The sequence below is a fragment of the Bradyrhizobium sp. CCBAU 53421 genome (assembly GCF_015291625.1).
Taxonomy (GTDB): domain Bacteria; phylum Pseudomonadota; class Alphaproteobacteria; order Rhizobiales; family Xanthobacteraceae; genus Bradyrhizobium.
Window position 1 is genome coordinate 356,151 of sequence record NZ_CP030047.1, and the last position, 26,104, is coordinate 382,254.

Below are 26,104 nucleotides of genomic sequence, written 5' to 3' on the forward strand. Positions count from 1 at the left end.
CCCCTTGAAAAGGGGAGGTCGCTTTGCTCGTCAGAGCAAAGCGGGTGGGGATCTGCTCTCTTCACGCACAGCGTCGCCCGTGGCCGACCCCATCCCAGCCTTCCCCCTTTTAGGGGGAAGGAGAAGAAAACAAAAATGGCCGGGATCGCTCCCGGCCATTTCGGATCGTGATGTCGCGCCGGCTCAGCGCGGCGGGGCGGCGGAGGCGGAGCCGCCGTTGAGCAGCGGGGTGATGCGGCGGACGGTGACGCGCCGGTTGATGCGGCTCGGTCCGTCGGTCTGCTCCTTCAGGTATTGCGAGCCATAACCCTGCGAGGTCAGGTTTTCCGCCGGCACACCGAACTGCTGCGTCAGCAACTCCGCGGCGGACTGCGCACGGCGGTCGGACAGCGACAGATTGTCAGTGTCGTTGCCGGTCGCATCGGTGTGGCCTTCGATCAGGAACACCTCGCGCGGATTGCGCTGGATGGCCCGGTTGAGACCGTCGGCGATCACCTGCAGCCTCGCCGCCTGATCCGGCGGGATGGTCCACGATCCGGAGTCGAAGTTGATCGTGTTGAGGTCGATGCTCGGCATCTGCATGCGAACATTGGGACTGTAGCGGATCTCTTCGAGCGAGTAGCGCCGATCGATCCGCTGCACCGGCGGTGCCTCCATGGTCTCGTAGATCACGTCGGGCGACGCGTCCTCAGCGTCGACGATGTAGCGATCATAGGGAATGTTGACGACCGGCGGCGGTACGTCGACATAGAAGCCGCCGACCGCGCGCGGATCGCGATAGCTGTTGTCGATGATGACGAGCTCGCGCCCGCCCGGGTCCCTGCGGATCCGGCGCAGCATCTGGCCGTCGGCACCGACCACGGTGATGATCTCGCTGCCGTCGGGACGAACCACCACGGTGCGGGTTTCGCCGCCGATCGTTTCGGTGCGGATGTCGCGCGCGCCATAGCGGAAACGATAGACGTCGTCGCCGCGCACATAGGCCTGGCCGCCCGGGTCGCGGATGATGACGCGGTCCGGCTCGGTGTAGATCGTGCGGCCGCCTTCGACCACTTCCTGCCGCTGGCCGCGCAGGTCGGCGATGCTCCCGCCGATGATTGCGCCAGCCACCACGCCCGCACCGACCGCGGCGCCGATCGCAAGCGGCGTAATGTTGTCATGCCGTGGCGGCGGCGGCAGCGGCGCTGCGACCGCAGGCGCGGCCCGGAATGCCGGTGCAACCGTCGGCGGGGCGTATTGCGCCTTGCCGGGCGGAGGCGTTGCAGCCGCCGAGCCGGGGACGACCGTCGGTGCCGCGGGCGCGCCCATGGCAGCTCCCTGGGCCGGCGTTACGCCGGGCGCTGCGCCCGGGCGTGCTGCCTGACCCGGAGCCGGAGTTGCAGCAGGAGCAGCGCCGGGAGCGCCCATTGCCGCGCCCGGGGCCGGAGGCGTGCCGGGCGGTGTGGCTGGACGTCCCTGCTGACCCGGTGCGGGCGGCGTCGGCGTCGCGCCCGGAGGCGTGGTCGCGGCGGGCGGTGTGCCGGGTGTCCCGGGCCGTGCCGGCGGCTGTCCGGCGGCGGGAGGCGTCGTTGTCGAAGGCGCTGGCGGCGACGTCGCGCCGGGCGGAGGCGCGGGCGGTGTGCCCGGCGGTTGCTTGGCGCCGCCAGGGCGTTCGCCAGCGGGACGCTCGCCACCCGGGCGATCGCCAGGCCGGCGTTCGGCCGGCGCCGTTGTCGGAGCTCCCGGAGCTGGCGTTGCAGCTCCCGGCGCTGCGGGTGTTGGCGTTGCGGCGGCGGGCGGCGTGCCGGGGCGTGCTGCGGGAGCTGCGGCGCCCGGCGCTGCGGCACCCGGGGCGGGCGTCGGCGGCGTGTGCGCGGGACCCGCGCCGGGCGGCGGTGTGCCCGGGCGCTGCGGTGCTGCGGCAGGTGGCGGCGGGGTCGGCGTCGGATGTGCGGGCGCAGCTGCCGGCGGCGGTGGCGTCGCAGGCTTCGCGGGTGCCGCTGCAGGCGGCTCCGGCCGTGCAGGTGCTGGCGCCGGCTTCGCGGCCGGCGGTTCGGGCCGTGCGGGCGCGGCTGCCGGTGGAGGCGGTGCCGGACGCGCGGCGGGCGGTTCGGGCCGGGCGGGAGCCGGGGGCGGCGCCGGATGCGGTGCGGCTGCCGGGGGCGGCGTCGGCTTTGCGGGCGCAGCTGTGGGCGGCTCGGGCCGCGCCGGAGCCGGTGGCGGGGTCGGCTTCGCAGGTGCAGCTGCCGGCGGCGGAGCCGGGTGCGCAGGCGGCGCGGCTGCCGGAGGCGGCGCTTGCGGATGCGGTGCGGCGGCGGGCGGTGCCGGATGCGCGGGAGCGCCCGGCGCGGGCCGCGGCTTCGGCTTTCCGTCAGGTCCGAGCTCTTCCTTTGGCTGCGCCTGAGCGACGACCAGCGGCGAAGTTTGTGCGTGCGATGCTGAGGTGGCGAACTGCATCACCGTCAGCGCAGTCGTGGCAAGCAGCACGAGACGAAGCTTTGTCATGGTCTTGGAGTCCCCGGCGGAAAGTCTGGGCGGGAAGGAAAGGAAGTGAGAGCCGAACAATTCGGCAGCACGATGAATTGCCAGCGGTTAGGCCGGATTGTGGCGAGTGCCGAATCATCGGCGAAGTTTATTTCGACATTATAACGGGTTGCATGTGCGTTTGTTCACTGGACATTCAGAAGAAACGCTTCGACACAGTCGCAATCGATGCGGAACTAAGGCGCGCGCGTGAATCACTGCGCTGCGGGGCGATCTGTCGCAGGCGGCGGGCCGGATGGTCCGGGCGGTCCGCGCACCGGTGATTCGTCAGGAGTCTTGCCGGGCAATTCGTCCGGTCGCGGCGGCTCACCGGGTTCGCGCACCGGCGGCGGCACCTCCGGCTGCGGATTGCCGGGCGGAATTCCCGGCGGCGGCTCGCTCGGGTTGCCTGGCGTGGTCGGCGGAATCTCGGGCGGTTCGATCGGCATCAGATCGAGATCCTGTTGCCGGTGTCAGGTCCGCCGATGTCAGGTCGCGTCGCGCGCATCGATCGCTCCATCGAAGTTCGAAGCGACAACGAATCGCGCGCCGCGCCGTTCCCGTTATCCGGGCGTGTGGCAGACCGCCTCGATGTTGTGGCCGTCGGGATCGAGCACGAACGCGCCGTAATAATTCGGATGATAATGCGCGCGAATGCCGGGCGCGCCGTTGTCGCGGCCGCCGGCTGCCATCGCAGCCTTGTAGAAAGCGTCGACGGTGGCGCGGTCCTTGGCCACTACCGCGATATGCACCGGCTTGTTCATCGCGCCCTCGCCGCCGATCCAGAAATCCGGCTTGCCGTCGGCGCCGAAGCCCGCCGCAGGCGCGTGCCCGGTGACTTCAGCGGGCACCTCCATGATCAGGCCATAGCCGAGCGGCGCCAGCGCCGTCTGGTAGAACGCCTTCGCGCGTTCATAGTCGGATACCGAAAAGCCGATATGGTCGAGCATCGCGAGGCTCCCTTGTTGTGATGCAGTTTATCTCGATCTCGCTTCACCTCCCCTTGAAACGGGGAGGTCGCTTTGCTGGTCAGAGCAAAGCGGGTGGGGATCTGCGCTCTCCGCAGACAGCGTTGCCTGCGGCTGACCCCATCCCGACCTTGCCCCTTTCAGGGGGAAGGAGAAGACAGGCGTTGACTGGCGCGGCCGATTTCAGCCGCGCGCCATCTCAACCGCGCACAAGCAGCGTGTTGCTCCGCGTCCGACCCTGATCGACGTAACCACGCGTGTGCATGTCCGCAATGCAGTCGTCGGTCCATTCGTCCTTTGACAGATGCTCGATCACGACCGCGCGGGGCCACAAGCGTTCCGGCGCGTCGCGGAAGAAGCCGGTGAGCACGCGGTCCTCGAATCCCTCGACGTCGATCTTCAGCGCATCGACCTTGCTCGCACCGGCCTCCTCGAGAATGCGCTGCAGCCGCAGAGAGGGCACCTTGTACGCCTTGCCGGTGGGCGTGCCGGTGACGATGTGGCTGGCGCCGAGATTGTCGCCGTCGGTCTCGATCATCAGTTCGCCATCGGTCGGGCCAGCGGCCGCCGCAACTAGGCGCACCTGCGGAAAGCCGGAGGCCTCGGTGTTGAATTTGAGCCGCGCATGCGTCACCGGATGCGGCTCGATCGCGATCACCTTGCCACCGGGCCCGACATCGCGCGCCAGCGCCAGCGCATAGGTGCCGACATTGGCGCCGAGATCGACGAAAGTGCCACCCGCGCCGACATGCGCCCGCAGGAACGTGAGTTCTTCAAGGTTGTAATCGGGATTGAACAGCGCGCCGCGCTCGGTCGCGCTTTGCTGATGATAGAAGCGGAACGATGCGCCCTGATAGGTCACATCAAGTGGTCCCGAACCGAACAGATTGACCAGCCGCGACAGCCAGGGCCGGAACGCGCCGCGCTTCAATCCGCTAGCATGCGCAAGCCGGATGATGGCGGCCTGCGCCGCATTGGGCGCCAGGGCGCCGAACGGCGCCGGCGATATGTCGTTGCTGGGGATCACGCATGGCCTCGTCAAAAGCGCGGCATGCATAGCCGGTTTTGCCGGCAGCGCCAACGCCCGTTATGCCGCCTTGCCCGATGCCTGCCGTTGCCGCAGGAAGCGTCCGAGCAGCCGCCGCTTGCCCTTGCGCGGGATCAGATCGACGTCGCTGACCAGTTTGGCGCCGCCCTTGCGGCGCTCCAGCACGATCTTGCGGCTATGGAACGCTTCGAGCTCGACGCGATGGGCGACGCTGACGATGGTCGCTTTCGGCAGTTCCGTCGTCACCGTCTCCATCATCTTGTCCTGGCTCTTCTCGTCGAGCGCGGAGGTCGCCTCGTCGAGCACGACGATGTCGGGGCTGTGCAGCAGCAGGCGGGCAAAGGCGAGCCGCTGCTTCTCGCCGCCGGACAGGGTCTGGTCCCACGGCGCGTCCTCCTCGATCTTGTCCTTCAGATGGTCGAGGCCGACCTTGTGCAAGGCATCGCCGATCTCATCGACGCTCCAGTCCTCCGCCGCGCCGGGATAGGCCACCGCGCGCCGCAGCGTGCCCGAGGGCACGTAGGGCTTTTGCGGCAGCATGAACAGGCGGCGGTCCGCGTGCAGGCCGACACTGCCGCCGCCCCATGGCCACAGGCCGGCGATGGCGCGCACCAGCGTGCTCTTGCCGGTGCCGGATTCGCCGGCGACCAACAGCCGCTCGCCCGGTTCGATCACCACTTCGGTCTCCCCGACCACGGCGGTGCCGTCGTCCAGCGTGACGGAAAGGTCGTTGAGGCTCAGCATGGCATCGCCCTCGGTCTCGCCGCGCTCGATGCGGCCGAAGCCGTCGCCGGTCTCGGCGCGTTCAAGCCCGTCGAGCGACATCATCAGCGAGGCGATGCGCCGTGCGCAGGCGTTCCAGTCGGCGAGCCGCGGATAGTTGTCGACCAGCCAGCCGAACGCGGTCTGCACGATGGTGAAGGCCGAGGCCGCCTGCATCACCTGGCCGAGCGACATGCTGCCGTCGAGGAATTTTGGCGCGCACAGCAGCAAGGGGACCACCGGCGCAATGAGATTCGATCCCTGCGACACCAGCGTCGTGCGCATGTGCTGCCCGGCGAGCCGCGCCCATTGCCGCAACACGTTCGAGAACGTCTTGTCGATGCCGTCGCGCTCCTCGGTTTCGCCGCCGAGCAGCGCGATGCTTTCGCCATTCTCGCGCACGCGGGTCAGGATGTAGCGGAATTCCGCTTCCGCCTGGTTCTTGTCCTCGGAGATCTGCACGAAGCTGCGGCCGATCGCCGTGATCGAGCCCGACGCGACCGCCGCATAGATGATCGCGGCAATGACCAGGAAGCCCGGGATGCTGATGGACGAGCCGCCGAGCGTCACCGTCAGCGCGCCGCCGATGGTCCAGAGCACGACGATGAAGGTGACGGCCGAGAGCAGTGCCGACGTCACGCCGGCGATGAAGTCGACCGGAGAATCGGTCGCGATCCGCAGATCCTCGGCGATGCGGTATTCCGGATTCTTGTGATCGCCGTCGACGAGGTTGAGCTGGTAGTAGCGGCCGTTCGCCAGCCAGCGCGAGACGACGGCGTTGGTCAGCCAGGCGCGCCAGCGCCGCTGAATGCCCATCCGGCCGAACACCTGGGCGACACCCAAGAGCACGCTGCCGATTGCGAGCGGAAAGAAGACGGCCGTCAGGTGGAAGACGCTGGCCGAATCGCGCTTCTCGATCGCATCGAAGATTGCGCGATTCCAGACATTGATGCCGTACTGGACGGCGACATTGGCGACGATCAGCAGCAGCAGGCCGATCGTGAACAGCCATGCCAGCCGGTCGCCGCTTTGGCCCCAATAGCCGCGTGCGCTGATCCAGAACCGCGTCAGCAAATAGTCCTTGCGCGCCTGTTCGGCCTCTTCGGTCGACAGCTCGGGATCGGGTTCGACGATTTCCGGCGGCGGCGGTTCGACATCGTCGCCGCCTTCGGCAATCACCTCGACGAATTCCGATTTGTCGTCGGCTTCGCCTGCTGCGGGATCCTTGCGCTCTTGATCGGCCGCCTTTGCGCTCGCTTTCCGCGGCGATGCAGTCTTGGCCGACGACGGCCTGTCCGACGATTGGGATTTTGCCTCAGCTTTGCCCATGGCACGATAACGCCAGGCAAATTACCCGGTTCCGTGCAGCTTCCGGCGGTTAGTCGCGTGCTCCGGAAGAGACGCGCGACAGAATAGCCCGACGGGCAACTCAGCAAAACCTGCCAATCCTTGCGTGGCGCAACAATCTCAGCGTCGTCCCGGCCTAGCGCGCAATCACTTCGCCCCCGCCGGCGCCTGATCCCGCTTCAGCCGGCGCGAGCGCGTGGCCTTGTGCAGCACGCGCGCCAGCTGCTCGGCCGAATACGGCTTCTGCAGCAGCTCGAAGCCGCCGCTGCCCTGCTGCGACAGCACCTGGCTGTAGCCGGAGGCGAGCACGATCGGCAGATCGAGCCGCTGCCGGCGGATCTCCTCGGCAAGCTCGATGCCGCTCATGCCGGGCATCACGACATCGGTGAACACAAGGTCGAACCTGTCGGGGTCGACGGCCAGCTCCTCCAGCGCGTGGGTGGCGTTCTCCACCAGCACGCAGGTGCAGCCGATCTGGGTTAGCGTGTCGGCGGCGAACTTTCCGACCTCGGCATTGTCCTCGACGATGAGGACCGACGCACTGGTCGGCTCGACCGACGGCGCATCCTCGGTGAGCGGCGATTGCGCGTTGTGCCCGCCGACGACACGCGGGAGATACAGCGTGAACGTCGAGCCCTTGCCGATTTCGCTGGTCACGGTGACCTCGCCGCCGGATTGCTTGGCGAAGCCGAACACCTGCGACAGGCCAAGGCCCGTGCCGTGACCGACCTCCTTGGTGGTGTAGAACGGCTCGAAGATGCGGCCGAACAATTCCTGCGGAATTCCGACGCCGGTGTCGGTCACCGACACCGCAACATGGCCGTGCGAGCTCGGCTGCGTGCTCGCCCCGGACGGCAGGTTCTTCACGGCGCGGACCGCGATCGTGAGCCGCCCGACGCCGTCCATCGCGTCGCGCGCATTCACCGCCATATTGATGATGGCGGTCTCGAACTGGCCGGCATCGGCGTTGACGAAGCAGGTTTCGTCCGGCACCTGCGCCGTGATCTCGATCCGCGAGCCGATCAGGGTCGTGATCATCTCGCTCAGGGTGCGGACGTTCAGGCAGGCGTCGAATACCTCGGGCTTCAGGGTCTGCCGGCGCGCGAACGCGAGCAGCTGGTTGGTCAGCTTGGCGGCACGGTTCACGGTGTTGGAGATCGCATCGATGTAGCGCTGCCGCCGCGGCTCCGGCAGGTCCGGCCGCCGCAGCATGTCGACCGACGCGCGGATCACGGTGAGCAGATTGTTGAAGTCGTGCGCGACGCCGCCGGTGAGCTGCCCGAGGGCTTCCAACCGCTGGCCGTGCCGCAACGCCTCCTCGGCTTCGATGCGCCGGTCGGCCTCCTCCTCCAGGCGTTCGGTTCGCTGATAGGCGAGCATGAGCAGGCCAAACAGCAGCGCGGTCGCCGGGATGCCGAAGATCAGGTGCTGCGCCATGGTCGAGATCCAGCGCGCCTGGATCGCCGAGGTTTCGAGCCCCGCGCTGACATAGATCGGGTATTCGGCCAGCCGCTGATAGCGCATGCGCCGTTCGATGCCGTCGGCCGGGGAACGGATCGTCATGCCGCCGGTCTCGGGATTGGCGACGATCTGCCGCCCAAGCGGCCCGCTCGGCTCGAACCTGGCGTCGTGGTCGATCACCGGGAAATGCGCCAGTATCGAGCCATCGGTTCGGATCAGCGTCAGGAAGCTGCCGGGCTCGCGGCCGATCTTGGCGTAGAAATTCTCGAAATACTCCGGAAGCACGGAGGCCTGGATCACGCCGCCAAAGCTGCCGTCCTCGTTGTTGCGGCGGCGGCCGACGCTGAAGAACCGCGCGCCCTGATAGGGCGCCCGCGGCGTCAGCACCTCGCCGATATAGGTGCCGATGTCGCGCTCGGCGTGGATGCGGAAGTAATCCCGATCCGAGAAATCGATGTCGGGGGCCGGTTGCACCAGGCTGTTGACGAGGGCATGGCCGTTGGCATCGAACACCCAGATCGATTTCACCTGGGGCAGCGCCTCGGCGACCCGGCGCAGCCGCTCGTGCAGGCTCTTCTCGCGCGCGACGATATCGGCATCGCTCATGCCGCGGACGACCTCGGTGACCTCGGCGAGGCTCCGGTCGATGGTCTCGAACACCTTGAGCGCGTGCTCATGGGCGACGTCAAGCGTGCGCTGGATTTCCTGGTCGGCGGCCTCGCTGGTCGAGATCCGGGACATCGAGGAAGCGAACAGGAACAGCGCCAGCGGAAGGGCCAGCGAGGCGGCCATCATCCATTGCAACAGTCTCAGCGAATTGCGTTGTGCGGTCGGCACGGGCGCTCCGGCTCCTTGTGGACCTTAACGCAAACCGTCGCACCGGAGGAAGCGAAACCCCGCATCGGCGCCCGGCGCGGCGGCTGCCTCGTCATCCATCCGCCGGTCAAGGTTACCGGAGGCCAACCCGGATCGATCAATTGGGAGCCGGCACTCGTCCGGGGCGACGCAGGGCGGATGCCGCCCGGCGTCATCACGACCCCGTTAGCGCCGCGCCGGCCGTCAAGCGGAAAAACCACCCGGATGACGCTTCCCGGCACTGTTTTTAGGAGTTCTAAAACCTCTCACGGGCAAATGCTTGACCCTGTGACTACCTGCTGAAAAACAGGCCGCATGACAGGCGATCCAAACTCCTCCCAGGATAATCTACAGGACATCCGGCTCGGACATGCGGATCGCGGTTTTGTCGGCAAGATCATCAGGCTCGATGCGCTCGTGACGGGTTCATCGCTCTCTCCGCAGGAGCTCGAGCAGCGCCTGGTGGAGATGGGATTTGTCGAGGGCGCGCGCGTGGAAATCCTGCATGAAGGCACCATCCGGCGGGATCCGATCGCGGTGCGCGTCGACAACATCACGATCGCGCTGCGCCGGAGCGAAGCCATGGCTGTAATCGTCGAATGACAACTGCATCGCTACGCCTGGCGCTGGTGGGCGCGCCGAACACCGGCAAGACGTCGCTGTTCAATAGCCTGACCGGCAGCCGCCAGAAGGTCGCCAACTATCCCGGCGTCACGGTCGAGCGCAAATCCGGCGGCTTCGTCACGCCGGAGGGCCGCAGCGTGACGGTGCTCGACCTGCCCGGCACCTATTCGCTGCGCGGCCGCAGCCCGGACGAGGAGATCACCCGCGACATCGTGCTCGGCCGCTTCGACGGCGAGGCGGTGCCCGATCTCGTGCTCTGCGTCGCCGACGCCACCAATCTGCGGCTGACCTTGCGGCTGGTGCTCGAGCTGAAGCGCGTCGGCCGGCCGATGATGCTGGTGCTCAACATGATCGACATCGCGAAGCGCCGCGGCGTGACGATCGATCTCGATCGCATGTCGCAAGAGCTGGGGCTGCCGATCGTGACCTCGGTCGCGGTCCGCAAGGGCGGCGTCGACGAGCTCTTGAAGCGGACCGACGAATTCCTGGCTCGGTCGCACGAGGCGGCGGCCAGCCAGTGGACGACGCCGACGATTGCCGACCTCAAGGCGGCGCAGCGCGAGGCCGACCGCATCATCGCCGCGGCGGTGACGCTGCCGACCAAGCCCGACACGCTGACCAACCGGATCGATTCGGTCGTGCTGCATCCGGTCTGGGGTCTCCTGATCCTGGCCGTGATCCTGTTCGTGATGTTCCAGGCGGTGTTCACCTGGGCGCAGCCGGCGATGGAATTGCTGTCGGACGGCTTCTCCGCGCTCGGGCAGCTGATCCACGATTTGTTGCCCGAAAGCTGGGGCCTGTTGCAGAGCTTCCTGCAGAACGGCCTGATCTCCGGCGTCGGCAGCGTCATCGTGTTCCTGCCGCAGATCATCATCATCTTCCTGTTCATCCTGCTGCTGGAAGATTTCGGCTACATGGCGCGCGCCGCATTCCTGATGGACCGCATCATGGGCGGCGCCGGGCTGCATGGCCGCGCCTTCATTCCGCTGCTGTCGAGCTTTGCCTGCGCCATTCCCGGCATCATGGCGACGCGGGTGATCGACAATCGCCGCGACCGCCTGACCACGATCCTGATCGCGCCGCTGATGACCTGCTCGGCGCGGATTCCGGTCTATACGCTGATCATCTCGGCCTTCGTTCCGGCGACCACGCTGTGGGGCTTCGTCAATCTGCAGGGGCTCGTGATGTTCGGCCTCTATGCCGCCGGCATCACCAGCGCGTTGACGGTCTCGGCGATCGCAAAGTTCTTCCTGTGGCGCGACCATGCGCCGGCGCCGTTCATGCTGGAATTGCCCGACTACAAGGTGCCGCGGCTGAAGAGCATCGCGATCGGCGTGCTCAATCGCGCCAAGATGTTCCTGTATCGCGCCGGCACCACGATCCTCTCGATGATGGTGCTGATCTGGTTCCTGGCCTCGTTCCCGACCGCGCCGACCGGCGCCGAGGGGCCGGCGATCAACTACAGCTTCGCGGCGATGATCGGCCATGCGCTCGAGCCGCTGCTGCGGCCGATCGGCTTCAACTGGCAGATCGCGGTGGCGCTGATCCCGGGTATGGCGGCGCGCGAGGTCGCGGTCGCGGCGCTCGGCACCGTCTATTCGATCGAGGGCGGCAAGGAGGCGGCGGAACAGATCGGCCAGGTGCTGGCGCAGAAATGGACGCTGCCGACCGCGCTGTCGATGCTGGTCTGGTACATCTTCGCCCCGCAATGCGCCTCGACGCTCGCGGTGATCCGCCGCGAGACCGGCGGCGCGAAGTGGATGGTGGTGACGTTCCTGTACATGCTCGCGCTGGCCTATGCCGCGAGCTTCCTGACCTTCAATCTGGCGCAGGCGCTGGGGCTGCATTAGTCGCATTCCGTCGCGGCCGCGACGGGGTGCAACGGGCCGGACGACGAAGTAGAGTTCATTCGCGGACGCTCATGCGCGTCCGCGGGTTCCCTGCGAGACTGCGCAATGTCGACGTACGGCCTGGAGCGGCTATTTTCGCCTCGAAGCATCGCCATCGTCGGCGGCAGCCCGCGGCCGTCGTCGCTCGGCGCCGCTCTCCTCCGAAACATCAAGGCGAGCGGCTTTCCCGGCAGGCTGGGCGTCGTCAACCGGCACTATGCGGATGTCGACGGCGAGCCCACCGTTGCCGACCTGAAGTCGCTGCCGTTCGTTCCGGACCTCGTCGTCATCAGCGCGCCGCCGGCCGCGATCCCGGAGATCGTCGCGCAGGCTGGCATCGCCGGGGTCGCCGGTGCGGCGATCCTGTCGGCCGGCCTCGGCCACGGCGCGGGTTCGCTCGCGGAGGTCGTGGAGCAGACGGCGCGGCGGCACGGCATGCGCCTGGTCGGGCCGAATTGCCTCGGCATCATGGTGCCGCGAGCGAAGCTCAATGCGAGCTTCGCCTCGCATCAGCCGTCCGACGGCCATGTCGCGCTGATCTCGCAGTCCGGCGCGGTCGCCTCGGCGATGATCGAGTGGGCGGCGGAGCGGCGGCTCGGCTTCTCCGGCATCGCATCGATCGGCGATCAACTCGATGTCGACGTCGCCGATCTGCTGGATTATTTCGCGCTCGACGATCATACCAGCGCGATCCTGATCTACCTCGAAGCGGTCAAGGATGCCCGCAAGTTCATGTCGGCGGCGCGCGCCGCGGCGCGCATGAAGCCGGTCATCATCGTCAAGTCCGGGCGGATGGCAGAAGGCGCAAAGGCAGCCGCGACCCACACCGGCGCGCTGGCCGGCTCCGACGCGGTCTATGACGCCGCGTTCCGCCGCGCCGGCATATTGCGCGTCTACGACCTTCGCCAGCTGTTCGACTGCGCCGAGCTGCTCGGCCGCGGCTTCGTGCCGCGCGGCAACCGGCTCGCGATCCTGACCAATGGCGGCGGGCTCGGCATCCTCGCGACCGATCGGCTGGCCGAGCTCGGCGGCGTCCCCGCGACGCTGACGACGGAGACGATCGAGCGGCTCGACAAGATGCTGCCGCAGGGCTGGTCGTGCGCCAATCCCGTCGATATCGCGGGCGATGCGGATGCCGCCCGCTACGTCGTGGCGCTTAATGCGCTGCTCGACGATGCGAACAGCGACGCGGTGCTGGTCGCGAATGTGGAAACCGCGGTGGCGCCGGCCGAGGGCATTGCCGAGGCGGTGGCGCAATGCGTGCGCGAGCGCAGGACGAAGCGGAGCGCGGTGGCGGCGCTGGTGCTTGCGGCGTGGGTCGGCGCCGACGAGCGCACCGGCGCGATCTTCGAGGCGGCGCGGATTCCGCATTTCCCGACCGAGGACGATGCGGTCCGCGCCTTCATGTATCTGGTGCGCTATCGCGAAGCCTCCACGGCGCTCGCCGCGACCCCGCCGGGTGTCGCGTCGGTATTCACGCCGGAGACCGCGGCGGCGCGGCACGTCGTCGTGAAGGCATTGTCGGAGGGGCGCGCCTGGCTCGATCCAGCCGAGATCGTCGCCCTGTTCGAGGCCTACCGCATTCCGATCGTGACGACTGTCGTCGCCGACAGCGCCGAGGACGCCGCCGAGAAGGCAGCGCCGTTCCTCGCCGAGGGGCACGCGATCGTGGTCAGGGTGTTCTCGCGCGACATCAGGCACGCCGCCGATGTCGGCGGCGTCATCCTCGACCTGCGCACCAGGGAGAGCGTCGTCGAGGCAGCCAGGACCGTGATGGAGCGGGCACGCAGCGCGCGGCCGGATGCCAGGCTGCAAGGCGTGACGATCCAGCCGATGATCGTGCGGCGCGCGGCGCGCGAATTGATCCTCGGCATCGCCGACGATCCGACCTTCGGCCCGGTGATCGTGTTCGGCCGCGGCGGCCCCGCGGTCGAGGTGATCAACGACAAGGCGCTGGCGCTGCCGCCGCTCGACATGAATCTCGCCCACGAACTGGTCGGGCGGACGCGTGTCTCGCGGCTGCTCGGCGGCTATGGCGATGTGCCTGCCGTTTCCGCCGACGTGGTGCCGCTCACTTTGGTCGAGCTGGCGCAGATGGCCGCCGACATTCCCGAGGTCGCCGGGCTCGATATCAATCCGATGCTGGCGGACGAGACCGGCGTGCTCGCGCTCGATGCGCGGGTGGCGATCCGCAAGCCGGCGCGGCTGTTCGCCGGTCAGACCCGGCTCGCGGTGAGGCCCTATCCGTCGCAATGGGAGGGCGAGCTGGCGCTGCGCGACGGCTCGCGCGTCATGGTGCGACCGATGCGGCCGGAGGACGAGCCGATGGTCGCCGAGTTCTTCAAGCGCGTCACCGCCGAAGACCTCAGGCTGCGCTTCTTCCACGCGATGAAGGAATTCTCGCATGCCTTCATCGCGCGCCTGACCCAGCTCGATTATGCGCGCGCGATGGCGTTCGTCGCGCTCGATCCGGCGACCGGCGAGATGATGGGAGCGGTCCGGCTGCACTCGGACTCGCTGTACCAGAACGCCGAATACGCGATCCTGCTGCAGTCCGATCTGAAGGGCAAAGGGCTTGGCTGGGCGCTGATGCAGCTCCTGATCCACTATGCGCGGTCGGAGGGCTTGAAGCGCCTGTCCGGCCAGGTGCTGACCGAGAACACCACGATGATCGGGATGTGCCGCGATCTCGGCTTCACCGCGACGATGGATCCGGAGGATCACAGCATCGTCGACGTCGTGCTCGATCTCGATCGACCTGCCGTCGATGCGGTCGGCGCCGACATCCTGATCCGGCCTTCAGCGGCTGGCCGCTGACAACAGCGCCAGCCGCGGCGATATCGGATCAGATCTGGCGTTCGACCATCTTGAACTTGAGCTCGGCGATCGCTTCGGAGGGATTGAGACCCTTCGGGCACGCCTTGGCGCAGTTCATGATGGTGTGGCAGCGGTAGAGGCGGAACGGATCCTCGAGATTGTCGAGCCGCTCGCCGGTCGCCTCGTCGCGGGAATCGGTGACCCAGCGCGTTGCCTGCAGCAGCGCGGCGGGGCCGAGGAAGCGCTCGCTGTTCCACCAATAGCTCGGGCACGAGGTCGAGCAGCAGGCGCACAGGATGCACTCGTAGAGACCGTCGAGCTTCTCGCGGTCCTCGTGGCTCTGCCTCCACTCCTTCTGCGGCGTCGGCGTCGTGGTCTTCAGCCACGGCTCGATCGAGGCATACTGGGCGTAGAAATTGGTGAGGTCGGGGACGAGGTCCTTGACCACCGGCTGGTGCGGCAACGGATTGACCTTCACCGCGCCGCCGGCGCCGACGTCGTGCATCGACTTGGTGCAGGCCAGCGTGTTCTGGCCGTCGATGTTCATCGCGCAGGAGCCGCAGACGCCTTCGCGGCAGGAGCGGCGGAAGGTCAGGGTCGGATCGATGTGGTTCTTGATCCAGATCAGGCCGTCCAGCACCATCGGACCGCAATCATGGGTGTCGACATAGTAGGTGTCGACGCTCGGATTCTTGCCGTCGTCCGGGTTCCAGCGATACACCCGGAATTCGCGCGTCTCGGTGGCGCCGGCCGGCTTCGGCCAGGTCTTGCCGCCTGAAATCTTCGAATTCTTCGGAAGTGCGAATTCAACCATGCTTGCTCGCCTTCGTTCTCAGTAGACCCGCGCCTTCGGCGGGATGTACTGCACATCATTGGTCATCGTGTAGTCGTGGACCGGACGATAATCGATCGCGGTCTTGCCGGCCGGATCGATCCAGGTCAGCGTGTGCTTCATCCAGTTCTTGTCGTCGCGGGCGGAGAAGTCCTCGCGCGCATGCGCGCCGCGGCTCTCGGTGCGGTTCGCCGCCGAATCCATCGTCACGACCGCCTGCACGATCAGATTGTCGAACTCCAGCGTCTCGACCAGGTCGGAATTCCACACCAGCGAGCGGTCCGAGACCGAGATATCACTGACGCCGCCATAGACCTTGTGGATCAGGTTCTGGCCTTCCTGCAGCACGTCGCCGGTGCGGAACACCGCGCAATTGTTCTGCATCACATGCTGCATGCTGTCGCGCAGCTTCGCGGTCGGCGTGCCGCCGGAGGCATGGCGGAAGTGATCGAGCCGGCCGAGCGCGCGGTCGGCCGAATCCTTCGGTAGCTCCGGCTGCTTGGCGTTCGCGGTCAGCTTGTCGGCAAGGCGCAGCGCCGCGGCGCGGCCGAACACCACGAGGTCGATCAGCGAGTTGGAGCCGAGGCGGTTGGCGCCGTGCACCGAGACGCAGGCGGCTTCGCCGATCGCCATCAGGCCCGGCACCACCGAATTGTCGTCGCCGTTGCGCTTGGTCAGCACCTCGGCGTGATAGTTGGTGGCGATGCCGCCCATATTGTAGTGCACGGTCGGCACGATCGGGATCGGCTCGCGGGTAACGTCGACATTGGCGAAGATCTTCGCCGATTCGGAGATGCCCGGCAGCCGCTCGTGCAGCACCTTCGGATCGAGGTGATCGAGGTGCAGGAAGATGTGATCCTTCTTCTTGCCGACGCCGCGGCCTTCGCGGATCTCGATCGTCATCGCGCGCGAGACGACGTCGCGAGAGGCGAGGTCCTTGGCCGAGGGCGCGTAGCGCTCCATGAAGCGCTCGCCTTCGGAGTTGACGAGATAGCCGCCTTCGCCGCGCGCGCCCTCGGTGACGAGACAGCCCGAGCCGTAGATGCCGGTCGGGTGGAACTGGACGAACTCCATGTCCTGCAGCGGCAGGCCGGCGCGCAGCACCATGCCGCCGCCGTCGCCGGTGCAGGTGTGGGCCGAGGTGCAGGACGCATAGGCGCGGCCGTAGCCGCCGGTCGCCAGGATCGTGGTCTGGGCGCGGAAGCGATGCAGCGTGCCGTCGTCGAGCTTGAGCGCGACCACGCCGCGGCAGACGCCCTGGTCGTCCATGATCAGGTCGATGGCGAAGAACTCGATGAAGAATTCGGCCGCGTGGCGCAGCGACTGGCCATACATCGTATGCAGCATGGCGTGGCCGGTGCGGTCGGCGGCGGCGCAGGTGCGCTGTGCCTGGCCCTTGCCGAAATCCAGGGTCATGCCGCCGAACGGGCGCTGATAGATCTTGCCGTCCTCGGTGCGCGAGAACGGAACGCCCCAGTGCTCGAGCTCGTAGACCGCGTCGGGCGCGTTGCGCACCATGTATTCGATCGCGTCCTGGTCGCCGAGCCAGTCCGACCCCTTGACGGTGTCGTACATGTGCCAGCGCCAGTCGTCGGGGTGCATGTTGCCGAGCGAGGCCGAGATGCCGCCCTGCGCCGCAACGGTGTGCGAGCGGGTCGGGAACACCTTGGTGATGCAGGCGGTGCGCAGTCCCGCTTCCGAGCAGCCGACCACGGCGCGCAGGCCCGCGCCGCCGGCGCCGACCACGACGACGTCGTAGGTGTGGTCCTCGATCGGGTAGGCCTTGCCGTTCGTGGCCGGGCCGCCGTTGGTGGCCTTGCCGTTTCCTTCACCGGCCATGGGTCAAACTCCCGACGACAATTTGAGGATTGCGTAGATCGAGGCCAATGCGACCGCGACGCAGAAGAAGTTGTTCGCCATCACGCTGGCGATCTTCAGCTTCTCGTTATGGATGTAGTCCTCGATCACGACCTGCATGCCGATCTTCATGTGCCAGGTGCTAGCGGCGATGAAGAGCAGCAGGATGATGGCGATCGGGATCGAGCCGAGGATCTGTGCCGCGCCGGCATGGTTGCGGCCGATCAACATGATCACCACGACGATGACGGGAACGATCAGCAGCGTCATCGCGACTGCGGTGAGGCGCTGGCGCCAGAAATCGCCGGTGCCGGTATGGGCGGAGCCGAGGCCGCGGACGCGCTCCAGCGGCGTGCGCATCGAAGAGGGGCCGCTCATCGCCCACCTCCAATCGCGTAGGCAATGATCCAGACCAGCACGGTCAGCGCGATGCCGGCGACCAGCGCGCCCCAGGTCAGGGCTTCGCGCTCATTGGCCTTGAAGCCGTAGCCGAGGTCCCAGACGAAATGCCGGATGCCGCTGCACAGATGGTGCATCAGCGCCCATGTGTAGCCGAACACGATCAGCTTGCCGATCGCGCTGCCGGTGAAGGCCTGGACGTTGGCGTAGGCGGTCGGGCCTGTGGCGGCGGCGATCAGCCACCAGGCCAGCAGCAGCGTGCCGAAATAGAGTGCCAAACCTGTGGCACGGTGGACGATGGACAGCGCCATCGTCAGCGTCCACCGGTAGGTCTGAATATGGGGTGAAAGCGGTCGTTCGATCCTGGCGGTCATCGGCGGGCTTTATGATGTGAGGGGCCGCGCCCGGCCCATCGGGGAACGCGGTAGAGGAGTTCTATTTACGGAGTCGCACCCCGCCGCGCAACGGCCAAATAGCCTTCGGTCGAACCGAAGTTCATTGTTAGAGTTGCCGAATTCTGGTTGATCCGCAGTGTGGTATACCAGATGCAAGGTTGCGCGAACTAAAAACTGAATCTAAATCCGCAAGATCGATCGGCGCGTTCACGGACGCACGGGCGTCGTCCGGAAGGCGTCGATTCTGCCCCATTGTTCCACCAGATAATCGACGAATGCCCTGATCTTAGGCGATGCCAGGCGTGACGGCTGTAGCATCAGATGCAGCGGCGTTGGGCCCGGCTCATGCTCGATCAGCAGGCGTTGCAGGCGGCCGTTCGCAAGATCGGACTGCACCTGCCACGACGGCACGCGGACGATGCCCGCGCCATCCCGCGCCGCAGCAACGAGCGTGTCGAGGCTATTCATCCAGAGCCGACCGGATATGCGGAATTTGCGACCCGTCTTCGAACCGTCGGCAAAGCGCCACTCCGCACTCCCAGGCGAATCGGAAAACACCAGGCAGTCATGCCCGGCAAGATCGTCCGGCGCTCGCGGTTCACCGCGCCGCGCCAGATAGTCCGGTGACGCGCACACGATCATCTGCAGGTCGGTGAGCTTGCGCGTGACGAGCTGTGAATCGCGCAGGCGGCCGATGCGGACAGCGAGATGGATGTCCTCCTCGACCAGATCGACGGCGCGATCGATCAACAGCAGGTCCACCGAGAGTGCCGGATAGCGACGTAGAAATTCCACCAGCAACGGCGCGATCACGAGCCGCCCGATCAGGCTCGGCGAGCTGACGCGGATCCGGCCCGACGGTTGATGCGGGTCGCGCGCCAGCGCCGCCTCGATTTCCCTGACTTCGCCGAGAATCGATTTCGCGCGTTCGTAGAGAATTCGACCGTCGTCGGTCAGCGCGAGCTGCCGGGTGGTGCGCAGCAGCAGGCGGGTGCCGAAATGCTCTTCGAGCGCGCCGATCTGGCGGCTGACCGAGGTCAGCGAGGTCGGCAGCGAGCGCGCCGCCGCCGACAGGCTGCCGGTCTCGACCGCGCGGACAAAGGCCGCCATCGCCGCAAGCTGGTCCAAGCTCTATCCTTCCGTATTTCGCGAGAGAGCCTGCTCACGAGCATAGATACTCCCGAATCCAAAAAGCGGCTATTGCTCTGCGCGAAAACTCTCAAGACGGACGCCAAGGCATTCGCCGCAGGCGGCTGCCAAGCGTTGCGTTAAGGACATGATGGCCGGTCTCGATCCCAGGGAATTGCTCGAGCTTGCACTGCTGCTGATCGCGGTCGGGGCGCTGTCCGGCTTTCTCGCCGGGCTGTTCGGCATCGGCGGTGGCGCGATCCTGGTGCCGGTGTTCTACGAATGCTTTCGTCTCGCCGGCGTGCCGCTCGAGGTGCGGATGCCGCTCTGCATCGGCACCTCGCTCGCGATCATCATCCCGACCTCGCTGAGCTCGTTTCGCGCCCATTATCGCCGCGGCGCGGTCGACATGACGATCCTGAAGCGCTGGTGGTTGCCGATCGTGATCGGCGTCGTCGCCGGTAGTGTCACCGCGCGCTTCGCGCCGGAGCGGCTGTTCAAGATCGTGTTCGTGATGGTGGCCTGGTCGGCGGCGGCGCGGCTGCTATTGGCGCGCGAGACCTGGAAGTTCGGCGACGACGTGCCGAAGGGTTTCCTGATGCGCGTCTACGGCTTCTTCGTTGGCCTGCTGTCGACGCTGATGGGCATCGGCGGCGGCCTGTTCGCCAACTTGCTGATGACCTTCTATGGCCGGCCGATCCATCAGGCGGTCGCGACGTCTTCCGCGCTTGCGGTGCTGATCTCGATCCCCGGCGCGCTCGGTTACGTCTATGCCGGTTGGCCCGCCGCCGCGCGCTTTCCCGACGTCACGGCGCTACAACTGCCGTTCGCGCTCGGCTATGTCTCGCTGATCGGTGCGCTGCTGGTGATGCCGACCACGCTCGTCACTGCACCGCTCGGCGTCAAGGTCGCGCACGCGCTGTCGAAGCGCGCGCTGGAGGTGGCGTTCGGGGCCTATCTCTTCATCGTCGGCGGGCGGTTCGTGATCAGCCTCGTCGGCGGACATTAGCCGCAGCGCGTAGCCCGGATGAAGCGCAGCGCAATCCGGGGTCCTGGCCGGCAATCGACCGCTCCCGGATTTCGCTTCGCTCCATCCGGGCTACGAAACTACGCGCTAGTCTTGCAATCGCACCTGGCTTTGGGAGGGAGAGCGGAGATGACCTTCAGCTTCGATTCGACCCGTATCCCATAGATATCGCAGACGTGCCGCCATCATGTGATAGCTGAACGGCAATCCCAGCTCTTCGGAACGTACGATGCCTTTTCCCAGAACCAGCGCGACCTTTTGCCAGTACGGCTCCAGCAGCGACATGAGGAAATCGTCGAGCGCTGCTGTGGTCGCGCCACGCGGTAGTTTTATGTCGCGCCATGCCACGTCGGTGATGGGGGCCGGGACAGGCATTTCTTCAAGAAGCGCGGACGGCAGCAAGTCAGGAAATTTTTCGTAAAGTGGCAGCATCACTTGCCATTGCAACTCAACCAGAAGCTCGAAGAGCGGGCCGTCGAATTCTAGCTGCTCTTCTTCTCCGAGTTCTGCAATAGCCGTTCGAGCCTTCATCATCGCCTCGTTGGCGATGACGAGCTGGTCACTTAGCCGAACAGCCTCTTTGCGGTTCATCGGTTATCGCGACATCGTCGCGCCCCTCACCCCTTCGCGTAGATATCCTTATACGTTTCGCGCAAAATGTTCTTCTGCACCTTGCCCATCGCATTGCGCGGCAATTCGTCCACCACGAAGACCCGCTTCGGCATCTTGAATTTGGCGAGCCGCCCGTCGAGCGCCTTCAGCACCGACGCCTCGCTGACATCGGCGCCTTTGCTGCAGACGAGGACGGCGGTGACGCCTTCGCCGAAATCGGCATGCGGCACGCCGATCACGGCGGACTCGATCACGCCGGGCATGGCGTCGATCTCGCTCTCGATCTCCTTCGGATAGACGTTGAAGCCGCCGGAGATCACCAGATCTTTGCCGCGGCCGAGGATGTGGACATAGCCCTTGCCGTCGATCTTGCCGAGGTCGCCGGTGATGAAGAAGCCGTCGCCGCGGAATTCGGCCTTGGTCTTCTCCGGCATCCGCCAATAGCCCTGGAACACGTTGGGGCCCTTGACCTCGATCATGCCGATGGTTTCGCGCGCGAGCTCCTTGCCGGTGTCGGGTTCGGTGACCCGCACCGTGACGCCGGGCAGCGCGAAGCCGACCGCGCCGGGCACGCGGTCGCCGTCATAGGGGTTGCTCGTGTTCATGTTGGTCTCGGTCATGCCGTAGCGCTCGAGCACGGCGTGTCCGGTCCGCGCCGACCATTCGCGATGGGTGTCGGCGAGCAGCGGCGCCGAGCCCGAGATGAACAGCCGCATGTGTTTGGTCGCGTCCTTGTTCAGGCCGGGGTTCTGCAACAGGCGGGTATAGAAGGTCGGCACGCCCATCATCACGGTGGCGCGCGCCATCAGCTTCAGGATCGCGTCCGGATCGAACTTCGGCAGGAAGATCATCGAGGCGCGCGAGAACAGCGTCACGTTGCTCGCCACGAACAGGCCGTGGGTGTGATAGATCGGCAGCGCGTGGATCAGCACGTCCTTGTCGGTGAAGCGCCAGTAGTCGACCAGCGAGTACGAGTTCGACGCCAGATTGTCGTGCGACAGCATCGCGCCCTTGGAGCGGCCGGTGGTGCCCGACGTGTAGAGGATCGCGGCGAGATCGTCATTGCCGCGCGGCACGGTCGTGAACTCCTTCGGCGCCTTGTCGGCGGCCTCGGTCAGCGAGCCCTTGCCGGTGGCGTCAAGCGTCTCGACCTTGGCGCCCACCTTGGCGGCGATCGCCTTGATGCCATCCAGCTTGGAGGGGTCGCAGGCCACCAGCGCCGGCTCGGCGTCGGTGATGAAGTATTCGAGCTCGTTCAGCGTATAGGCCGTGTTGAGCGGCAAATAGACGCCGCCGGCGCGCACGGTGGCGAGATAGAGCACGAGGGCCGAGACCGATTTCTCGGTCTGCGCCGCGACCCGGTCACCCGGCTTGACGCCGCGTTCCACCAGCACGTTCGCCATCTGGCCCGCGCGCGCGATCAAATCGCCATAGGAAATGCGGCTGCCGTCGAGCTGCTCGATCGCAAGCCGGTCGGGGTCGTCGAGGCCGTCGAACAGGCGGGAAAACAGGTTGGCGTTGGTGGTCGTGTTCATGCAACATCCCCTGAGGGGCGAAAAGCGCCGGTAAGAGTCCGGCTGGATTAGCAAAAACGCCCTTCGGAAAGCAACGGAGACAGTTTGCATGACAAATAATGGGAAACGCGTGGCCTGGGTCACCGGCGGCGGCACCGGTATAGGCGAATCCGGGGCGGAATTCCTGGCTGCGGACGGCTGGACGGTGGTGGTCTCCGGCCGCCGCAAGGAAGAGCTCGACCGCGTGGTGGCCAACATCACGAAAAAGGGCGGCAAGGCCGAGGCGATCCCGCTCGATGTCAGCAACAAGGCCGACGTCAACAAGGCCGCCGAGGCGGTCGTCAGCAAACACGGCCGCATCGACCTTTTGGTCAACAGCGCCGGCATCAACGTGCCGAAGCGCAGCTGGGCCGACATGGAACTGGAAGGCTGGGACAAGCTGGTCGAGGTCAACCTCAACGGCGTGCTCTATTGCATGCGCGCGGTGCTGCCGACGATGCGCCAGCAGAAGGACGGCTGCATCATCAACGTCGCGTCCTGGGCCGGCCGTCATGTCTCGAAGATGCCGGGCCCGGCCTACACCACGACCAAGCACGCGGTGCTGGCGCTGACGCATTCCTTCAACATGGACGAATGCGTCAACGGCTTGCGCGCCTGCTGCCTGTCGCCGGGCGAGGTCGCAACGCCGATCCTGAAGCAGCGGCCAGTGGTGCCGAGCGAGGCCGAGCAGGCCAGGATGCTGCAGCCGGAAGATTGCGGCCGCACCATCGCCTTCGTCGCCAGCATGCCGGCGCGGGTCTGCATGAACGAGATCCTGATCAGCCCGACGCATAATCGCGGCTTCATCCAGACGCCGGCGAACCGGGATTGAACCGAAAAGCGCTTTGTAGCCCGGATGGAGCGAAGCGCAATCCGGGGCGGTCTTTCCGCGGAGGGGCCGTCCCGGATTTCGCTTCGCTTCATCCGGGCTACAATATAGCGCGCCTCACTCGCTGATCTCGTTGAGCTCCTTGCCGGTATGCTCCGGCACGCAAAAGAACACGCCGATCGCCATCGCGATCATCAACACGGGGATGCAGAGGAACGCCAGCGCGAACGAGCCGGTGTGCTGCTGCAGCGCGATCGAGACGAACGGGAACAGCACGAAGCCGACGAAATAGGCGATCGCCCAGACCACGCCGTTGGCGGCGCCGCGGATCCGGGTCGGGAAGATCTCCGCCGTCAGCGTCGTGCTCGGGCCCCAGAAGCCGAGGAAGCCGAGACACCAGAGCAGCCCGAACGTCCACAGCAGCACGCGGTCCTCCGAATAGACCCAGAGCGTCATGAAGATCGCGCCCTCGATCAGGGTCACGATGAAGGTGCGGCGGCGGCCGATCTTGTCGATCAGCCAGCCGACCAGGCACAGGCCGAGGAAGCCGCAGAGGCCGTAGAACACGTAGAACAGGCTGTATTCGGTGGTCGACCAGTGTTTCTCGGTCGAGAGGTAAAGCGGCATCCAGGCGCCGACCGTGCCGTAGATGCAGGTCGAGGCGCAGGCCACGAACAGCGCGACCAATGTCGACGGCAGCACGTCGGGCATGAACACCTGGCGGATGCCGACCGATTTGGCCTTGCCGAACCAGGCGCTGTCCTCGGCGCCCACCGTGCCGCCGCGCGCCAGCGTCTCCGTGATGCGCCGCTTGCGATCCTGCTCGCGCACCCAATAGGGCGATTCCGGACAGGTGGAGCGGATATAGATCGCGAGCAGCGCGATCACGCCGGGCACCATGACGGCGATGCGCCAGCCGAAATTGGCGGCGACGAGGCCGGTGATCGCGCCGGCGAGCGTGGCGCCGAGGCACCAGGCCGAGCGCGTGATGCTGATGACGCGGCCGCGTAAGCGCGCCGGCCAGGTTTCCGCCACCAGCATCGAGCCGAGCGACCATTCGCCGTTCAGCGCGAAGAACAACAGCGAGCGCGCGATCACGAAGACCGTAAAGGTCGGCGACAGCGCCGCGACCGGCATCAGGAGCGAGAACAGCGCGATGTTGACCGCGAGCAGCGTGCGGCGGCCATAGCGGTCGGCGAGCCACGGCCAGAAATAGAGTCCGGCGATGCCGACGAACAGTGCGATCTGCATGCCGGAACGATATTCCGGCAGGCTGAGCTGGAATTCCTTGATCACCATCGGCGAGATCAGCGCGAAGATCACGCCGTCCATGCCGTCGAAGCCCCAGCCGAGCGCGTTGGCGGTGGCGATGTGCCAATGGGTTTTCGTCAGCTCGGTGCTGCCGGCGACGGCGCGGTAATTGGCGTATTGCAGATGCTTCTGTTCGAGCGGGCCGACGTCGCCGTCGCCATCGTTCACTATGGGCGCGGCGTGTCCGTCCGCCGTGATGCTGCTCATGATGCCTCCCCGCGGCCGCTCTCTGCGAAGCCGTACCGCAATCTCAGGCTGAACCAATCGCACCATGGCGGCAAGCGAATTGCTCGCGGCAGCGCACGCGTCCATTCCGTTGAATGGAATGCGCGGGCGCGCACATGTACGAAGCGCGCCCCGCCCGGTTTCAGGAATCACAAAGAGTTATTTCCGGAAACCGCCCGGAAAACCTCCCGTAGCTCAGGCCAACGACGACGCACACCGATCAACCCGCGCCGTTGTTGCCCCTTCATCGCCGGCGAAAACTGAGCCGGCCGGATTACCCATCGGGAGACGAACCATGTCGAAGCGTATTGCCTATCTTGCCGCCGCCGCCTTCAGCGCGCTTGCGATCACCTCAACCGTCGTGGCGCCGGTCCGCGCCGAGGAGAAGACCGTGATGGTCGGCGGCGCAGCGATGTTCCCGTCCAAGAACATCGTCCAGAACGCCGTCAATTCGAAGGACCACACCACCCTCGTCGCCGCGGTGAAGGCCGCCGGCCTGGTTGGCACGCTGGAAGGCAAGGGCCCGTTCACGGTGTTCGCGCCGACCAACGCCGCGTTCGGCAAGCTGCCGGCCGGAACCGTCGACAATCTCGTGAAGCCCGAGAACAAGGCGACGCTGACCAAGATCCTCACCTACCATGTGGTGCCGGGCAAGCTCGAGGCCTCCGACCTCACCGACGGCAAGAAGCTGAAGACCGCCGAGGGCGAGGAACTGACCGTGAAGCACCAGGACGGCAAGGTCTGGATCGTCGACGCCAAGGGCGGCACCTCGATGGTGACGATCTCCAACGTCAACCAGTCGAACGGCGTCATCCATGTGGTCGACACCGTGCTGATGCCGGCGACGTAACACCCGGCGGCCCGTTTTACTCCAGAACGCCTTACGAAACCGCGAGCCGGCGCCTCGCCCCGGCTCGCATTTTTGTGACCATACGAAGTGGCGTATATCGAACTGATGATACGCGCCCCCGTAACGGACCGCCGGTTCCGGGCGTATAACCCGGTAGCGACCACGAGCAGAGAACTTCCATGACGAGCCTTGCCGTCAGCGACCACCAGGCAGAGACCGCGGCGCCCGCGAAGGTGATCCAGCCGGTCTGGGTCCGCATGGTGCACTGGATCAACGCATTCGCGATGATCCTGATGATCATGTCCGGCTGGCAGATCTACAACGCCTCGCCGCTGTTCGGCTTCACCTTCTCGCGGAACATCACGCTCGGCGGTTGGCTCGGCGGCGCGCTGCTCTGGCACTTCGCCGCGATGTGGCTACTGATGGTCAACGGCCTGATCTATCTGGCGCTCGGTTTCGCCACCGGCCGCTTCCGCAAGAAGCTGCTGCCGATCACCCCCGGCGGCGTGATTGCCGATACCAAGGCGGCGCTGACCTTCAAGCTGTCGCATGACGATCTCAGCAAGTACAATTCGGTGCAGAAGCTGCTCTATGCCGGCATCATCACCGTCGGCGTCGTCATCGTGCTGTCCGGCCTGTCGATGTGGAAGCCGGTGCAGTTGCATTGGCTGGTCTCGCTGTTCGGCGGCTACGATTTCGCCCGCTACGTCCACTTCACCTGCATGGCGCTGATCGTCGCCTTCCTGGTGATCCATGTCGCGCTCGCGCTGCTGGTGCCGAAGAGCCTGCGCGCCATGATCATCGGGCGCTGAG

21 protein-coding genes are annotated in these 26,104 nt (G+C 66.3%); 7 read left to right on the plus strand and 14 right to left on the minus strand.

All coding sequences use genetic code 11. The annotated features are described in order from the left end of the window. Nucleotides 1-183 precede the first annotated feature (183 nt). The 6 genes from XH92_RS01715 to XH92_RS01740 form a co-directional block, all read right to left on the minus strand. Nucleotides 184-2,484 (minus strand): OmpA family protein, encoded by a 2,301-nt coding sequence (locus tag XH92_RS01715; RefSeq protein ID WP_194457691.1) that lies wholly within the window; start codon nucleotides 2,482-2,484, stop codon nucleotides 184-186. Nucleotides 2,485-2,717: 233 nt separating this feature from the next. After that, nucleotides 2,718-2,951 carry a hypothetical protein gene (locus XH92_RS01720; protein WP_194457692.1) on the minus strand — a complete coding sequence of 78 codons (234 nt, stop codon included), beginning with the start codon at nucleotides 2,949-2,951 and terminating at the stop codon, nucleotides 2,718-2,720. A gap of 114 nt (nucleotides 2,952-3,065) precedes the next feature. Beyond that, a complete protein-coding gene (locus XH92_RS01725; RefSeq protein WP_194457693.1) occupies nucleotides 3,066-3,452 on the minus strand; it encodes a VOC family protein in 387 nt (128 codons plus the stop codon). Nucleotides 3,453-3,669: 217 nt separating this feature from the next. Then, nucleotides 3,670-4,527, minus strand: coding sequence for an FkbM family methyltransferase (locus tag XH92_RS01730; protein ID WP_194457694.1), 858 nt, complete (start codon nucleotides 4,525-4,527; stop codon nucleotides 3,670-3,672). A 30-nt stretch (nucleotides 4,528-4,557) separates the two neighbouring features. Next, nucleotides 4,558-6,609, minus strand: a complete 2,052-nt coding sequence (locus XH92_RS01735) for an ABC transporter ATP-binding protein/permease (protein WP_194457695.1) — start codon at nucleotides 6,607-6,609, stop codon at nucleotides 4,558-4,560. 165 nt (nucleotides 6,610-6,774) lie between these two features. Beyond that, the gene (locus XH92_RS01740) at nucleotides 6,775-8,925 is read right to left on the minus strand and encodes a hybrid sensor histidine kinase/response regulator (RefSeq protein ID WP_194457696.1); all 2,151 of its coding nucleotides are present in this window, start codon (nucleotides 8,923-8,925) and stop codon (nucleotides 6,775-6,777) included. 333 nt (nucleotides 8,926-9,258) lie between these two features. Between XH92_RS01740 and XH92_RS01745 the strand changes: the two genes are divergently transcribed. From XH92_RS01745 to XH92_RS01755, 3 genes are all read left to right on the plus strand, one after another. After that, nucleotides 9,259-9,546, plus strand: a complete 288-nt coding sequence (locus XH92_RS01745) for a FeoA family protein (protein ID WP_029081252.1) — start codon at nucleotides 9,259-9,261, stop codon at nucleotides 9,544-9,546. Then, nucleotides 9,543-11,417 (plus strand): ferrous iron transporter B, encoded by a 1,875-nt coding sequence (locus XH92_RS01750; protein WP_194457697.1) that lies wholly within the window; start codon nucleotides 9,543-9,545, stop codon nucleotides 11,415-11,417. The genes XH92_RS01745 and XH92_RS01750 overlap by 4 nt, the downstream gene beginning before the upstream one ends. A 105-nt stretch (nucleotides 11,418-11,522) precedes the next feature. Beyond that, entirely contained in the window at nucleotides 11,523-14,273 is a 2,751-nt protein-coding gene (locus tag XH92_RS01755) for a bifunctional acetate--CoA ligase family protein/GNAT family N-acetyltransferase (protein ID WP_194457698.1), read from the plus strand. Between the two features lie 28 nt (nucleotides 14,274-14,301). Here the strand turns inward: XH92_RS01755 and XH92_RS01760 are convergent, their stop codons facing one another. The 5 genes from XH92_RS01760 to XH92_RS01780 form a co-directional block, all read right to left on the minus strand. After that, entirely contained in the window at nucleotides 14,302-15,087 is a 786-nt protein-coding gene (locus XH92_RS01760; RefSeq protein WP_050402509.1) for a succinate dehydrogenase iron-sulfur subunit, read from the minus strand. 18 nt (nucleotides 15,088-15,105) lie between these two features. Then, nucleotides 15,106-16,944 carry a succinate dehydrogenase flavoprotein subunit gene (gene sdhA, locus XH92_RS01765; protein ID WP_194457699.1) on the minus strand — a complete coding sequence of 613 codons (1,839 nt, stop codon included), beginning with the start codon at nucleotides 16,942-16,944 and terminating at the stop codon, nucleotides 15,106-15,108. Nucleotides 16,945-16,947: 3 nt separating this feature from the next. Continuing rightward, a complete protein-coding gene (gene sdhD, locus XH92_RS01770) occupies nucleotides 16,948-17,322 on the minus strand; it encodes a succinate dehydrogenase, hydrophobic membrane anchor protein (RefSeq protein ID WP_194461061.1) in 375 nt (124 codons plus the stop codon). 14 nt (nucleotides 17,323-17,336) lie between these two features. Continuing rightward, nucleotides 17,337-17,735: a succinate dehydrogenase, cytochrome b556 subunit gene (sdhC, locus tag XH92_RS01775; RefSeq protein WP_194457700.1), complete on the minus strand. Its 399-nt coding sequence runs from the start codon at nucleotides 17,733-17,735 to the stop codon at nucleotides 17,337-17,339. A gap of 228 nt (nucleotides 17,736-17,963) precedes the next feature. Continuing rightward, nucleotides 17,964-18,884 carry a LysR family transcriptional regulator gene (locus tag XH92_RS01780; protein WP_194457701.1) on the minus strand — a complete coding sequence of 307 codons (921 nt, stop codon included), beginning with the start codon at nucleotides 18,882-18,884 and terminating at the stop codon, nucleotides 17,964-17,966. 148 nt (nucleotides 18,885-19,032) lie between these two features. Here XH92_RS01780 and XH92_RS01785 point away from each other — a divergent pair, with 148 nt between their 5' ends. Beyond that, nucleotides 19,033-19,893: a sulfite exporter TauE/SafE family protein gene (locus tag XH92_RS01785; RefSeq protein WP_194457702.1), complete on the plus strand. Its 861-nt coding sequence runs from the start codon at nucleotides 19,033-19,035 to the stop codon at nucleotides 19,891-19,893. Between the two features lie 105 nt (nucleotides 19,894-19,998). Here the strand turns inward: XH92_RS01785 and XH92_RS01790 are convergent, their stop codons facing one another. After that, nucleotides 19,999-20,502, minus strand: a complete 504-nt coding sequence (locus XH92_RS01790; RefSeq protein WP_194457703.1) for a hypothetical protein — start codon at nucleotides 20,500-20,502, stop codon at nucleotides 19,999-20,001. Between the two features lie 26 nt (nucleotides 20,503-20,528). Next, on the minus strand, nucleotides 20,529-22,058 hold the full coding sequence (locus XH92_RS01795) for a malonyl-CoA synthase (RefSeq protein WP_194457704.1): 1,530 nt from the start codon (nucleotides 22,056-22,058) through the stop codon (nucleotides 20,529-20,531). 88 nt (nucleotides 22,059-22,146) lie between these two features. On the opposite strand from XH92_RS01795, the gene XH92_RS01800 reads away from it, so the two are divergent. Then, nucleotides 22,147-22,908, plus strand: a complete 762-nt coding sequence (locus XH92_RS01800; protein ID WP_194457705.1) for an SDR family oxidoreductase — start codon at nucleotides 22,147-22,149, stop codon at nucleotides 22,906-22,908. 114 nt (nucleotides 22,909-23,022) lie between these two features. Here XH92_RS01800 and XH92_RS01805 read toward each other — a convergent pair whose 3' ends face one another. Beyond that, nucleotides 23,023-24,423, minus strand: coding sequence for an MFS transporter (locus XH92_RS01805; RefSeq protein WP_194457706.1), 1,401 nt, complete (start codon nucleotides 24,421-24,423; stop codon nucleotides 23,023-23,025). Nucleotides 24,424-24,736: 313 nt separating this feature from the next. Between XH92_RS01805 and XH92_RS01810 the strand changes: the two genes are divergently transcribed. Together XH92_RS01810 and XH92_RS01815 are read left to right on the plus strand one after the other, a co-directional pair. Next, nucleotides 24,737-25,291 (plus strand): fasciclin domain-containing protein, encoded by a 555-nt coding sequence (locus XH92_RS01810; protein ID WP_194457707.1) that lies wholly within the window; start codon nucleotides 24,737-24,739, stop codon nucleotides 25,289-25,291. A 179-nt stretch (nucleotides 25,292-25,470) separates the two neighbouring features. Then, a complete protein-coding gene (locus XH92_RS01815) occupies nucleotides 25,471-26,103 on the plus strand; it encodes a cytochrome b/b6 domain-containing protein (protein ID WP_194457708.1) in 633 nt (210 codons plus the stop codon). Nucleotide 26,104: the final 1 nt, after the last annotated feature.